Raw genomic sequence first — 13,923 nt, forward strand, 5'->3', positions numbered from 1 at the left:
TTCTTACTAGCTTGCTCAAGAACACATAGATCCTTTTCATTATAAAAATTAAAAGTGTACATAATCTGTACATTTTATTACTAATATTCAATTACTATTGATTTATGTTATTGACTATAATTGGTATTGTTGTAAAACTATATATACATACCTATTGTGAACTTATAGAAAGGATGAGCATCTAAATGAGGGCCATTTTAGTGGATGATGAACAATTAGCCCTTGACTATTTAGAAGGGCTTTTAAATAAGATCGGAAATATCGAAGTTATCGGCACATTTATTGATCCTTTTGAAGCAAAAAAGAACATACTTGAAGAAAAACCAGAGATTGTTTTTCTTGATATTGAATTGCCTGAAATAAATGGCATCGAGCTTGCCGAACAAATTCAACAATCCTTACCCCATATCCATATCGTATTTATCACCGGATTTAATGATTATGCCGTTAAAGCATTCGAATTAAATGCCATCGATTATGTTGTCAAGCCTGTTCAAATGCGGAGACTACATGAGACGATTCGCCGCTTTCAAGTAAGCAGAGCTGCGATCACCCATCAGTCCGATCCAGTTAGCCGTATTTGCGCATTTCAATCTTTATCATTCACTTGTACGGATGAAACAACTGAAATACTGAATGTAAAATGGAGAACGTCAAAAGCACGAGGAATATTTACTTTCTTACTCCAACATCGGAATGAATACATTAGCAAAGACGATCTACTGGAATTATTTTGGCCCGAAGTGGATCGGGAAAAAGGAATGATGCAACTATATAGTACGATTTATCAAATTCGTAAAACATTGTCATCAATCCATTTTGAAATTGAAATTACAAGTCAAGCAAACGGTTATCAACTTAAATTAAACAACGTTAAGTTTGATGTTGAAGAATGGGAGAATGGCTTGAGGGAAAACCCTATCGTCAACGATGAGACACTTCCAGTTCATCAGCGTTTATTGAACGTTTATCAAGGTGACTACTTAAGTCAAGAAGATTATCTTTGGGCGGAGAATGAGCGTGAGCGATTACGAATCCTTTGGTTTCAGCATCTTACAAAGGTGGCAGACTATTTCACAGGCAAAGGTGAATATGCTGAAGCAATTTCACTTTATTTACGAATGCAGATGGAAGCCCCTTACATCGATCATAGTTATTTCAAGTTGATGCAACTTTATAGTGAAGTAAGAAATTTTCATGCTGTCGAACAACAATATGTTCAACTAAAAAAAATGTTATTGGAAGAATACGGGGTAAAGCCAAAAGCCTCCATTCAAACATGGTATACAAATTGGCTTAAAAATGTAGCATTTGAGGATGTGTAACGATCACTTACGCTTTACAGAAGGACTGAACGAATATATGAACAACGATAAGGGCCTCTCCGGAAGAAAGATCTTTCTAATGATTAGCTTATTTTTGCTCGTGCTTTCTAGCTTTCGCATCGGCTGGATTATCTATCACAAACCGCCTCATCAACCTTATGTAACAAAAGGGATTATTGATTTACGTAATTGGGAATTTAGTCATAATGAAACAATCACACTCGATGGAGAGTGGGAATTTTACCCAGAGCAATTATTATTAAATCCCGATAAATCGAGCTACGAGCATGAACTTCAACCTATACCTGGCAATTGGAATCAATCGATTCAATATGGTACGTACCGTGTAAAAGTTTTACTACCTGATCATCAAGATCAGCTATACGGCATACTTATCCGAAATATTTCATCAGCAGCCCGTATATACGCAGATGGGGAGATATTGACTCAGATCGGCCAACCAACAGAATCCATTGATCACTATAAAAGTAAATTAGGTATGTACAAAACTGTATTTCATTCAGATCGTAATGAAATGGAAATCATGATTCAAGTTGCCAACTATGAAAATCCAGCTGGGGGAGGAATTACAAGTTCCATTACCTTCGGAACAGAAGAAGCAATTAATAAAGAAGCTAGTTTTTCAATGAACTCGCAATTATTCGTAGCGCTTATCCTTGTCATCCATAGTTTATATGCATTTGGCTTGTATTTCATCGATAAAAATACACGGCGAAAAGAACTGATTTATTTTGCTTTGTTACTTATTTTTGCAGCTTTTTCTATCGTAGTCGATGATGATAAAATATTATTTACGATACTTCCAGTTAATGCAATTTGGTCACAAAAGCTATTATATATCTCTTTTGCGGGAACTGTTTTTTTCATTCTCAAATTTATTAAAGAGATCTTTCAATTAAAAAGCCCAATGTTTCGGTTGCTTTTTATTATTTATGCAATACTGACTCTTTCCACACTCGTCTTGCCATTCCCATTCGTTAATTTTATTGGCTCCTGCATAATGCTTTTCAATGCCATTTCGTATTCATTTATGTTTGTGCAAATATTAAAAGTAATAAAAAATGGGAATACAGATGCACTTTTTATATTTTTTGCTAATATCGTAAATTTATTGAATGTTTTATGGGGAATTGCGATTAATATGAATATGTTAAAAATCCCATTCTACCCAATTGATTATTTGGTTGCTATTGCTGCCTTTTCCGGTTTTCTATTTAAAAGGCATATTCATACAACACAATTAAACAAAGAATATATGAAAGAACTGCAAAAAGTGGATAAGATGAAGGATGAATTTTTAGCAAATACTTCTCACGAGTTAAGAAACCCGCTTCATGGAATCATTAATATAACAGAAATGTTATTACAGGATCATGAAGAATCGTTAACGATAAAAAACAGAAATAATTTAAAACTACTCGTTCGATTAGGCAAACAGATGGCATTTACCTTAAACGATCTTCTTGATATTACACATTTACACGAACAAAAAATTCGCCTTAATCAAGAGAATGTAGATTTACACGCAGTTACGACTGGTGTTCTTGATATGATTCGTTTTATGACCGAGGGAAAAAATATTGAATTGCATATAACGATCCCTTCTTCTTTTCCGTTCGTACACGCAGATGAAAACCGATTGATTCAAATATTATTCAATTTGATCCACAACGCGGTCAAATATACGAATGAAGGGTCTGTAACAATTGATGCTAAAAGTAAAAACCATATGGCCATCATTACAGTATCAGATACAGGCATTGGGATGAGTGAAAAGTTCCAACAATCGATTTTTCAACGCTATACACAAGAAAATACAGATGGAAACGGCATCGGCTTAGGGCTTAATATTTGTAAACAATTGGTTGAATTGCATGGTGGAACGATATCTGTTCAGTCCGCAATCGGTCAAGGATCGATTTTTACCTTTACGATTCCCTTAGCAAATATGAGTGCTAAAACAGAAGTAGCCGCTGCCAGTACACCTGAAGACGAAAAAAGATTATTCCCGAACACGGAAGTGAGTAAACAAAATCCGGCTTATCATTCAAATGCTAAAATTTTAATTGTTGATGATGATCCTGTTAATTTAAAGATTTTAACTAATGTATTGGAACGCGATTATTTTATCGGTACTGCTAGAAATGGGGATGAAGCTCTAGTACAGCTTGAAACGAATGAATGGGATTTAGTTGTTTCAGATGTCATGATGCCAAATATGTCTGGCTATCAATTAACAGAAATAATCCGTAAACGATTTACGATCTCAGAATTGCCGATTTTATTGCTAACCGCACGCAACCAGCTTACAGATATTTATACTGGATTTTCGGTTGGTGCAAACGATTATGTCGCGAAACCAATGGATATGTTAGAATTACAAGCACGTGTAAAAGCATTAACAACATTAAAGCAGTCAATCCGTGAACAACTGCGAATGGAAGCCGCATGGCTCCAAGCACAAATACAGCCGCATTTCTTATTTAATACACTTAACACGATTGCCGCCCTAGGAGAAAAAGATACCGAACGAATGAATAAATTACTTGCTGCATTCGCTAATTACTTACGAAAAAGCTTCGATATTTATAATACGCAGTCACTCGTTTCTATCGATGATGAGCTCGACTTAGTCCATTCCTATTTGTTCATTGAAAAAGAACGCTTCGGGGATAGGGTGCAAATCAAATGGTTAATAAATGAGGAATTAGATTTTCATCTGCCTCCACTATCGCTGCAAACGATCGCCGAAAACGCCATTAGACACGGCATTTTAAAGCGAAGGAGTGGTGGAACGATTTGCATAGAGATAATGGAACATGAAAATCACTATGAGATTGTGACTAGGGATGACGGCGTAGGTATGGACGAGGAGAAAATCCATAAAATTCTTAACGAATATCAAAGTAAAAATCGAGGAATTGGTATAGCCAACACAAACAGGCGCTTAATACAGCTTTATGGACATGGGTTAATCATTAATAGTAAACCTAATGTTGGTACAACAGTCTCTTTCAAAATTCCCAAATAACGTTAATAAACCTGTTGAAAATCTGATCAACAGGTTTATTTCTAACTCCTATACATTAAAAAGCGCTCGTACCACGTATCGATAAAATCGGGTGAGAAAGGACCTTTTCTTTGTCTAATCCAGCGGATAAGTTTATCGACATTTCTTTTTAAAATATGATCAATCACATCTGGATAGCCCATTTGCTTCCTGTGAAACTCATACTCGTCTTCATCAAGAAGTGTGTGGGTCATGTCAGGATATACCTTTACATCCAAATCGTAATCAATATATTTTAATGCTTCTTGATCATATACATATGGAGAACCAAGATTACAGTAATAATACACCCCGTCTTCTCGAATCATCGCAATAATATTGAACCATAAATCCGTATGGAAATAACAAATTGCTGGTTCGCGCGTAATCCAAGTTCGTCCGTCGGATTCGGTTACAACCGTCCGATCATTTCCTCCAATGACAAGATGCTTCGTAGCTTTCAACACCTTTGTTTCTTCCCAAATTCTATGTATATGCCCATCATGTTTATAACTATGAATTTGTATGTCTTTTCCTTCTACGGGAATCCCCATCTTTCCCCCTACTTTCTAGACTAAAAACAATAGCATGATAATATGAATTCATTGAATTATTCATATTATACCGTTTTACAATTCTTTTTAAAACCATTGCGATTTCATTTGGCTCTGATTAGTAAATTTTTCATTTAATTTTACATTCGAATGAACTGGGTCTGACCAAATGTGCTTCTTACGGACTATTGCTGCTACTTTACGAGCCAGTACCGCTATTTTACGAGCCGCTTTCACTTATTTACGAGCCAGTACCGCTACTTTACGAGCCACTTTCACTTATTTACGAGCCAGTACCGCTATTTTACATGCCAGTATCGCTATTTTACGAGACAGTACCGCTACTTTACAAGCCACTTTCACTTATTTACGAGCCAGTACCGCTATTTTACGAGTCGCTTTCACTTATTTACGAGCCAGTACCGCTATTTTACGAACCACTTTCACTTATTTACGAGCCAGTACCGCTATTTTACAACCACTTTCACTTATTTACGAGCCAGTACCGCTATTTTACGAGTCGCTTTCACTTATTTACGAGCCAGTACCGCTACTTTACAAGCCACGTTCACTTATTTACGAGCCAGTACCGCTACTTTACAAGCCACTTTCACTTATTTACGAGCCAGTACCGCTACTTTACGAGCCACTTTCACTTATTTACGAGCGAGTACCGCTACTTTACGAGCCGCTTTCACTTATTTACGAGCCAGTACCGCTACTTTACAAGCCACTTTCACTTATTTACAAGCCAGTGCCGCTACTTTACGAGCCAGGCATACTACACATGAATAGATTTTGATTCTTTATAAAAATAAAAGACAAGGAGTTCATCCTTTAAAAAGGGTGCACTCCTTGTCTTGTGCATTACTGTTGGCCGAAGTTTCCAGAGTTTTTTGCTTTGTTGGCTTCTGCCTGTTGGTTTTGTTTTCTTACTTGCTGTGCATCTGTTTCGCTTCCGAATTCGGCACCGAAATTACCTTGAGCACCTTGTGCACCGCCAGCTGATTGCGCATTTTGTTGTCTCACTTCATTAATGTTTGTTCCAGCTTGAGTTTTATTCGCTTTTTTCATTTCTCTCACCTCCACGTTTGTTAATGTAACCAAACGTAGAGAATGTTATCCAAACTTTTTTTTACTTTTTAAACGAGAATGGAACGGCCGCCATCAACGATGATCGTTTGTCCTCGTATCATTGAAGAATCGTCAGAAACTAAAAACATAATCGTTTTAACGAGATCATCAATTTCGACCATGCGACCGGCGGGTGTATTTTTACGAGCGTCTTCAAGCAACTCTTCACGGTTTGGAAAATGCTTCAACGCATCTGTATCAATCGCGCCACCAGACACCGCATTCACAACGATATTTTTCGGTGAAAGCTCAACAGCTAAATAACGAGTTAATGCTTCAACAGCTGCTTTCGAAACACCAACTGTCGTATAATTTTCCAAATAGCGGATCGAGCCCAATGAGCTAAGACTAACAATTTTTCCACCGCCATTTTTCTCCATTAATTTCGCAGCCTCTTGTGAACAGAATAACAATCCCTTACTGTTAATGTTCATCGTCCAATCCCAATGAGTTTCCTCCAGCTCCATCGCTGGACGCAACACACCAGAAGCTGCATTATTAATTAACACATCGAGTCTGCCAAATTCTTTGTCAATCTCTTCGAACATCGATTTAATTTTATCAACATCGCCGACATTTGCACGTACGAGAAAGGCTTTTCTTCCTAGTTTTTCGATTTCTTCTACAGTTTCAAGCGCGGCCTTTTTGCTACGCGCATAATTCACAACGATATCATAGCCTTGTTTTGCTAGTGCAAGTGCGCATGCTTTTCCAACTCCCCTGCTGCTCCCTGTCACTAATGCTACTTTATTTCCCATAATAATCCCCTTTCCTTTCCGTTTCTATATTTTATCGTTGAATGAGTGATTGAGCAATTATGAATACTCTCCTACCGAACGTCTATTCCGACAGCAAGGCTTTCGAAATTTAATAAACAACATTCATAATCCTAATGGCGAGCATTTTCTGTCACGTTTAATAAATATTGCTCCTTATATGCCTTCCATATTTTTTGGTGTGAAACAGGAAAAGCGAATTGCTCTAGTTCCTCTTTTGTAACAAGTCGAAATTCTTCAGCTAACTCAAAAGGAGTAAGCAGTTGACCTGCATACGCATGGATCGTCCATGTTAAATGTGAAAAAACGTGGTCAACCCTTACAAAAGAGCCATTCTCTAATTGAACCTCTGCTTCTATATTCTCACGTAAAAAGGAGTGCAAAGCTGATTTTTTCATTTCATATTCGCCTGTTTCTTCATAATGGGGGAACTCCCATAAATTTGCCAACAATCCTTTATCTGGACGTTTTTGGATAAGATATTGTCCCTTGTCATTTTTTAATACGGCCGCTAATCGGTTTTCATGTCGTGTTTTCGTCTTTTTCGTTTTCACAGGTAATTCATTTTGCATCCCTTCAGCAAATGCTGCACAATGTTCTTGAACAGGGCAAAGTAGACATGACGGGGATGTTGGCGTACAAATAAGTGCCCCGAGCTCCATTAACGCTTGATTAAAATACGATGGATTTTCTCGAAAAATGAGGACACGGACTGCATGTTCAAATAATTTTCTCGTCGAAGCTTTGGCTATATCGTCCTTCATTAATAAAATTCGAGAAAGGACACGCATAACGTTGCCATCAACAGCAGGCTCAGGCAATCCATAAGCGATGCTTAAGACGGCTCCAGCTGTATACGGTCCAACACCTTTTAACTTTGAAATTTCTTCTGGTGTATTTGGAACGCGACCGCCATATTCTTCGACTACTTCCTTTACGGCCGAATGAAGATTTCTTACCCGTGAATAATAGCCAAGCCCTTCCCATATTTTTAAGACGGATTCGTCATCTGCAGCAGCGAAATCCGCTAATGTCGGAAACTTTTTTAGAAAACGTTCATAATAGGGTATAACCGTATCAACTCTTGTTTGTTGAAGCATAATTTCTGAAACCCATACTTTATATGGATCTGAATCTTTTCGCCATGGCAAATCACGTTGTTCTCTCGTGAACCAACTGACCAAATCATGTTGAAATTGTTGAATATTTATATTTGCTAAAGTATCTTTCATTTTGATAACTCCTACATGTTACTTATAATTGATTTTAGGGAATAAATAATTATAACTCTTATTTATTTGGAAATGATAATCCCGATATCCCTGCTCAGAGGAGGATTTATTTTGGATACAGCTACACATATTGCAATGGGTGTCGCGATAGGAGGGTTAGCAACGCTAGATCCCGTCGTTGCCGAAACAACGGTCAATACGACTAGTGTTTTTGTAGCAGCTGTTATTGGCTCACAAATACCCGATATTGATACGTTTTTAAAACTTAGAAATAATGCCGTTTATATACGGAATCATCGCGGAATCACCCACTCTATTCCCGCTGTGCTTATTTGGCCGATTGTTGTCACTGCTTTGGTTGGACTTTTTTATCCCGAAGCCAATCGATTACATTTATGGTTATGGTCCTTTTTAGCTGTCTTTTTACACGTTTTTGTCGATATTTTTAATGCTTACGGTACACAAGCATTACGCCCTTTTTCAGCAAGATGGGTAGCTATCGGAACGATCAACACATTTGACCCGATTATTTTTGGTATGCATATTCTCGGCATCGTCATTTGGATGTTTGGTGCACACCCTGGCTATACATTTCTCATTATGTATATCATAATCATCTTTTACTACTTGCTTAGAGCGATCATGCAGCAAACCGTTCGCTCTGCTGTCTTAAAAACAATTGGCGATGCAAAGGAAATTATCATTGCGCCAACGATGAATTTTAATCAATGGCGACTCGCCGTAATTTCAGACGAATATTTCTATGTTGGACGCGCATTTAAACGCTCGATTACGATTTTTGATAAATTTAAACGTATCCCTGTACCAAGTACGCCAATTATTGAAGCTGCGAAAAAAGATCCAAATATTTCCGCCTTCTTATCCTTCTCTCCGATTTATCGTTGGGAAGTTGGCGAGTTCGATCATTATTATGAAGTTCGCTTTATTGATTTACGGTACCGTAGTAATGGCCATTATCCCTTTGTAGCGATCGTTCAATTAAATAACGATTTGGAAATTATCGCTTCATATACGGGTTGGATTTTTAGCGAAGAAAAATTAAGAAAAAAACTTAATATTGTCATTGATCAATAAGGATGCAGCCTAGCTATAACTAGGCTGCATATTTTAATGCATTAAATCATGATCATCATTTAACATATGTGCGTATTTCGGATTAATCGCTGCAAATTCGTGGAGACGACTCCCATAATGATCGATCCATGAACGGACAACTTTATGAGCCATTTCATGCCCGCGATATTTTCTTCCCGCTTTTGCGTACGTTGTTTCAAAATCCTCCCAAAGCAATTCTACCCATGTTCTTGCTCTCGCGGCAGATAAATGGGAGTTTTTAGAAAGTAAATAGTTCGCTAATTGCTCATGATAATCATTCATGCGAATTTCTCCTTTTTCTCATAAAAATACGTTTAAATATCCATAATAAAAGCATGCGGAGTTTTTATTCCGCATGACGTGAAAGGGGGCTAGCATAATGCGCAATAAAGCAAAAGACTTTCCTTATGGCAATGAGAATAAATTCGAGGGTGAGCCTCGTGCAAAAGCAGAATATGCCTCAAAGCGAGCGGATGGTACGATTAATACACATCCACAGGAAAGAATGCGCGCTTCTGGTGCTAGAGAAGATGACGAATACAACGAATAAAGGGGAATCGTTATGACTAAACAAGACAACTCACATGTTAATCGTCAATTAAGCCCTTTTAACCGCGGCTGGTACAATCCTAAAAAAGTTCATACACAAGTAAATGGACATACCGATCTTTCGGTTGATTCGATCATTTTGCAAAACGATGTCGTAAAGCGTCAAAAAAGATAATATTATTGGTAACAGCGGGTGTTGTTTCCCGCTGTACTTTATTTTAATAATGAAATGGGAAGTGCCTCTTGCTTTCCCGATCCGTTTAACCGGTAGCCCCAGGCAAAAACTCCATTCATATAATCAATTTTAAAATACGTGCCAGGCGCACCATCAATCGCGTAAATTTCACCAGGTTTAAAATCAGCGGGATTTAATAAATACGCCTTTGCCATCGTCGCCTTCCGCTCCATTACGGCGAATTCATTTACAATTCCGAGCTGTTCAGCCTTCCGCGCTTTTTCTTTTGCCGTAGCAATGACCTGTTTTAATTCTGCTTCCGTCATCTGACTATATCTTTTTTCATGTTCCATTTCAACAGCCCTCATTTTCCTTTTCTTGTAAAAAACGATCGATTAATTCAATGGAAAAGCCTTTTCTAAATAAACTTTGCTTCATTTTTTGCTCATATTCATAACCTGAAAAATTGTGAAATCTGCGGTGCGCCTTCTCACCCTGAATGAGCATTGCTTTCCACTCTTCATCATCATCTTTTTCATATTCGACTTCTTCCATAGCTATTGAAATAATATGGAAAGGAAACCCTTTTGTAAGTAAAAATTGTTCAATTTTTTGTTTAACGATTCTTTCAGCCAAACTGCTGTTTTTCTTCGCCACCTTATTACCGAGCTGAATGGCATCATCGATTTGCTGTTCTTCATTATAAAAACTTAATGCTTCATCAATAAATTGATCTTCTACACCTTTTTGTTTTAATTCCTTTTTGATGGTCCCTGGCCCTTTTTTACCGCCATTTACTTGCGTGCGCACATATGCAGCAGCAAATTCGAGATCATCGATGTATTTTTGCTCATTCAATTTATGCAATACTGCTTGAATAACTGGCTCTTCCCATTCCTTTTTCTTTAAATATGTACGAATTTCAGCTTCAGAGCGCATCCGAAACGATAAAAAGTAAATGGCCGCATTTAACGCTTTGCGAATTTCATCCTCATATTGCATTTGAGTGATTTCAAGTTCTGTCACTTCCTTGCCTTTACGAAGCCGAAAACGAATCAACACTTCCTCGTCAACGCCAAATGCAAATTTTTCATCAATAAAAACATTATATCGATCCGTACTATTTTTTTGCGTTGATACTTTCGTGATGATTGGCATGTACATCATCCTTTATTAAAAACATATTATATCTATTTTAACATAAAGTGAAACTTCAATCAGTATGGACCGGCTTTTACAAACAATCGAAACTACTGTCCGTTAAGTGTATGTTTACCACGCTGTTCGGCAAAAATGAAGGATGAGTAAAAACGAAGGAGTGAAATAAATGGGCAAGCGGAAAGATTTGAAAGTAAAAACGAATTTAACGAATACCCAAGAAGTGTTGTACTCCAAAGAATTTCGAGAAGCAAACAGAGCCGGTGGCTTTACGGAGCATGGACGTAGGAGATGAGTAGATGAAGTCTGAAAAAGCTGGAAACAGAAAAGCAAATATTAAAAATAGAGCATCCGATGGGATCGATGTGGAATTTTCAGAGCAATCGGCTGATCACGATGATCTCGAGGCAATTGCAAGAATGAAGGCAGCCGACAGACGTGCGAAAAGAAAATAATAAACAACGGGAGCGCTGTCGCCTCCCGTTTTTTTAATCGAATAACAAAAATTGATCACTTTAACATAGCCTATCGACGTGCTTTTCGATATGATATCAATACAAAGAACATATTCACTTATATAGGAGCTGTACATGTATTCTTCATATCGACGATTCAGTAAACACTTTAAAAATACGGAAAGAGCATCATTGTTTTTTACTGCTATTTTGACAGCCATCGCTAGTGAAATTAAAGTCATTCCCTTCAGCGAGGAGGCTTTTCGTTTTGGATTAGGAAGCATTACCTTTTTTCTGCTTATTCTAATTCGAACACCAACTTCTTTCGTTCGAACAGGATTGATTACTGGGATAACAGTTGTTTGCTTTCGCCTATTTGGTGATACCATCATCGATAGTACTCCCTTTTGGATAAGCTTAAAAAGTCATCTGCCAGCATTTCTCTTTTATTTCTTGTTCGCCCTTGGCTTTGGCATGATAAAAATTGAAAAATACAAAACCTCTCCTTTACTGCTTGGAGTTTTAGCTGCCGGACTAGAATTTATCGGAAACAGCGCAGAGCATCTCATGCGCTACTGGTTGTTAATCCATAAAAACGTAGGTTTTCAAGAATGGACATTATTAGCTGGGGTAGCATTATTGCGCAGCTACTTTGTCGTAGGTTTATATAGCTCTATTACAGTTACAGAACAAAAGAAACGCTTGCAAGAAATGCTTGAAGTAGGATCGGAATTGTATGCGGAAACACTTTATTTACAAAAATCAATGGATCATATTGAGCAGATCACAGCTTCTAGCCATGACTTATACCGAAAGTTAAAAAAGAAGGATCTTCAGGATTTAAGCATCCAAGCCTTGCTTATCACGCAAGAAATACATGAAGTGAAAAAAGATTCTCAAAGGATTCTCTCAGGTATTTCGAAAATATCAATACAAAATAATAAAGATGTTTTTTCGCTTTCTGATGTACTTCACTTTGTCGTTACAGCCAATGAAAAATATTGTAAGCTATTAGGAAAAGCAACTACTGTTACCCTTTTGATGCATACTGATTTCGAAACCGATCAACAAGTCCCGCTTCTTGCGCTCCTAAATAATCTTGTAGCCAATGCTGTTGAATCCATTACAAATAACGGGCACGTCGATATACATATTTTCGAGGAATTAACTTATACCCATTTCGTCATTAAGGATTCCGGAAAAGGAATTCCAAGTGAAGATTTTTCAATCATCTTTGAACCAGGTTATACAACAAAATTTAACGATCAAGGAGTAGCGTCAACGGGGATTGGATTGTCTCATGTGAGAGAAATTGTTCAGACATTAGAAGGCTCCATCCAAGTTAATTCTTCAAACGATGGGACTACATTTCACGTCCAAATTCCAACCAAAAACATTCGGAAAGGAGCTGAATGATTCTGCGCTATTTTATTGTAGATGATGATACTGCAAGTCGGAGAATGCTGGAAACGATTATTAGTGAAGGAGAGCTTGGTGTAGTCATAGGTGAAGCAGATAGCGGAGTTAAGTCCCTCCCGCTTATCCTTTCGACTCATCCAGATGTCGTCTTAATTGATTTATTAATGCCTGAATTAGATGGAATCGAAACGATCGAGCAATTACGTTCACAAGGATTTCACGGGCAGTTCATCATGATCTCCCAAATTATTAATAAAGAGATGGTAGGGGAAGCTTATGAAAAAGGGATCGAGTTCTTTATACATAAACCGATCAATCGCATTGAAGTACAAACCATCCTGAAAAAAACGGCGGAACAACATCGGTTAAAACATTCATTATTAACAATCCGAGAGTCATTAGCTCACATCGAATCAGCCCAATCTACACAAAAGCAGAAAAGTGTAAAAGATACGGTTCTTTCAATTTTGAATGACATGGGAATTATTGGAGAAGCAGGAAGCTCCGATATCATATTAATGGTAGAACTTCTAATGGGCCGCAAAGATAAAACCGCCCCATTACCCTCTTTGAAAGAATTATACGAGGCTGTTGCTCGTTCTCATCAAACAGAAGAAGCCGCTATAAAAAAAGAAAGCAAATCAATTGAACAACGCATACGTAGAGCGATTATTATAGCCGTTAATAACTTAGCATCATTAGGTACAATCGATTACACAAATCCTAAATTCGAATATTATGCACCACGTTATTTTGAATTTCAAGAAATCAGAAGAAGAATGAAGGAGTTAGAAAATAATAGCGGGGAATCAACGAAAGTAAAAATTAATATAAAAAAATTCCTCCAAGTTCTTTACATCGAAACAATGGAAACATACCATCAACCACATTAAAATTATTAACCCCCGCTTATCGTTGTGGGGGTTAATAATTTTTATAAATAATTTAGTCGGATTTTGT

General features: G+C 37.4%; 16 protein-coding genes. 9 read left to right on the forward strand and 7 right to left on the reverse strand.

What is annotated here, in order from left to right; genetic code table 11:
- Positions 1 to 185: 185 nt before the first annotated feature.
- Both KHA95_RS13760 and KHA95_RS13765 read left to right on the forward strand, forming a co-directional pair.
- Positions 186 to 1,325 (forward strand): response regulator, encoded by a 1,140-nt coding sequence (locus KHA95_RS13760; protein ID WP_213138107.1) that lies wholly within the window; start codon positions 186 to 188, stop codon positions 1,323 to 1,325.
- 37 nt (positions 1,326 to 1,362) lie between these two features.
- Positions 1,363 to 4,377, forward strand: coding sequence for an ATP-binding protein (locus KHA95_RS13765; RefSeq protein WP_213138108.1), 3,015 nt, complete (start codon positions 1,363 to 1,365; stop codon positions 4,375 to 4,377).
- Positions 4,378 to 4,418: 41 nt separating this feature from the next.
- Here KHA95_RS13765 and ntdP read toward each other — a convergent pair whose 3' ends face one another.
- From ntdP to mutY, 4 genes are all read right to left on the reverse strand, one after another.
- Complete coding sequence (gene ntdP, locus KHA95_RS13770) at positions 4,419 to 4,949, reverse strand: nucleoside tri-diphosphate phosphatase (RefSeq protein WP_213138109.1); 531 nt, start codon at positions 4,947 to 4,949, stop codon at positions 4,419 to 4,421.
- A gap of 867 nt (positions 4,950 to 5,816) precedes the next feature.
- Positions 5,817 to 6,023 (reverse strand): gamma-type small acid-soluble spore protein, encoded by a 207-nt coding sequence (locus tag KHA95_RS13775; RefSeq protein ID WP_213138110.1) that lies wholly within the window; start codon positions 6,021 to 6,023, stop codon positions 5,817 to 5,819.
- 68 nt (positions 6,024 to 6,091) lie between these two features.
- Positions 6,092 to 6,844: an enoyl-[acyl-carrier-protein] reductase FabL gene (gene fabL / locus KHA95_RS13780; RefSeq protein ID WP_213138547.1), complete on the reverse strand. Its 753-nt coding sequence runs from the start codon at positions 6,842 to 6,844 to the stop codon at positions 6,092 to 6,094.
- Between the two features lie 128 nt (positions 6,845 to 6,972).
- Entirely contained in the window at positions 6,973 to 8,091 is a 1,119-nt protein-coding gene (mutY, locus tag KHA95_RS13785; protein WP_213138111.1) for an A/G-specific adenine glycosylase, read from the reverse strand.
- A gap of 111 nt (positions 8,092 to 8,202) precedes the next feature.
- On the opposite strand from mutY, the gene KHA95_RS13790 reads away from it, so the two are divergent.
- Entirely contained in the window at positions 8,203 to 9,186 is a 984-nt protein-coding gene (locus KHA95_RS13790) for a metal-dependent hydrolase (RefSeq protein WP_213138112.1), read from the forward strand.
- Positions 9,187 to 9,219: 33 nt separating this feature from the next.
- Here KHA95_RS13790 and KHA95_RS13795 read toward each other — a convergent pair whose 3' ends face one another.
- Positions 9,220 to 9,489: a YfhJ family protein gene (locus KHA95_RS13795; RefSeq protein WP_213138113.1), complete on the reverse strand. Its 270-nt coding sequence runs from the start codon at positions 9,487 to 9,489 to the stop codon at positions 9,220 to 9,222.
- A 94-nt stretch (positions 9,490 to 9,583) separates the two neighbouring features.
- Here KHA95_RS13795 and KHA95_RS13800 point away from each other — a divergent pair, with 94 nt between their 5' ends.
- Positions 9,584 to 9,757, forward strand: a complete 174-nt coding sequence (locus tag KHA95_RS13800) for a small, acid-soluble spore protein K (RefSeq protein ID WP_213138548.1) — start codon at positions 9,584 to 9,586, stop codon at positions 9,755 to 9,757.
- A 12-nt stretch (positions 9,758 to 9,769) separates the two neighbouring features.
- Positions 9,770 to 9,931 carry a YpzG family protein gene (locus tag KHA95_RS13805; protein WP_213138114.1) on the forward strand — a complete coding sequence of 54 codons (162 nt, stop codon included), beginning with the start codon at positions 9,770 to 9,772 and terminating at the stop codon, positions 9,929 to 9,931.
- A 38-nt stretch (positions 9,932 to 9,969) separates the two neighbouring features.
- On the opposite strand, the gene KHA95_RS13810 is transcribed toward KHA95_RS13805, so the two are convergent.
- Positions 9,970 to 10,284 carry a YfhH family protein gene (locus KHA95_RS13810; RefSeq protein WP_213138115.1) on the reverse strand — a complete coding sequence of 105 codons (315 nt, stop codon included), beginning with the start codon at positions 10,282 to 10,284 and terminating at the stop codon, positions 9,970 to 9,972.
- A gap of 1 nt (position 10,285) precedes the next feature.
- Positions 10,286 to 11,089 carry a recombination regulator RecX gene (gene recX / locus KHA95_RS13815; RefSeq protein WP_213138116.1) on the reverse strand — a complete coding sequence of 268 codons (804 nt, stop codon included), beginning with the start codon at positions 11,087 to 11,089 and terminating at the stop codon, positions 10,286 to 10,288.
- Between the two features lie 169 nt (positions 11,090 to 11,258).
- Here recX and KHA95_RS13820 point away from each other — a divergent pair, with 169 nt between their 5' ends.
- The 4 genes from KHA95_RS13820 (at position 11,259) to KHA95_RS13835 (ending at position 13,856) form a co-directional block, all read left to right on the forward strand.
- Positions 11,259 to 11,384, forward strand: a complete 126-nt coding sequence (locus KHA95_RS13820; protein WP_213138117.1) for a YfhE family protein — start codon at positions 11,259 to 11,261, stop codon at positions 11,382 to 11,384.
- A 4-nt stretch (positions 11,385 to 11,388) separates the two neighbouring features.
- Positions 11,389 to 11,544, forward strand: coding sequence for a YfhD family protein (locus KHA95_RS13825; protein WP_213138118.1), 156 nt, complete (start codon positions 11,389 to 11,391; stop codon positions 11,542 to 11,544).
- 135 nt (positions 11,545 to 11,679) lie between these two features.
- Positions 11,680 to 12,960 (forward strand): ATP-binding protein, encoded by a 1,281-nt coding sequence (locus KHA95_RS13830; protein ID WP_213138119.1) that lies wholly within the window; start codon positions 11,680 to 11,682, stop codon positions 12,958 to 12,960.
- A 2-nt stretch (positions 12,961 to 12,962) separates the two neighbouring features.
- Positions 12,963 to 13,856, forward strand: a complete 894-nt coding sequence (locus KHA95_RS13835) for a response regulator (protein WP_213138549.1) — start codon at positions 12,963 to 12,965, stop codon at positions 13,854 to 13,856.
- The last annotated feature ends 67 nt before the right edge of the window (positions 13,857 to 13,923 follow it).

Origin of the sequence: Bacillus sp. FJAT-50079 (assembly GCF_018343515.1) — a bacterium.
Taxonomy (GTDB): Bacteria; Bacillota; Bacilli; order Bacillales; family Bacillaceae_C; genus Lederbergia.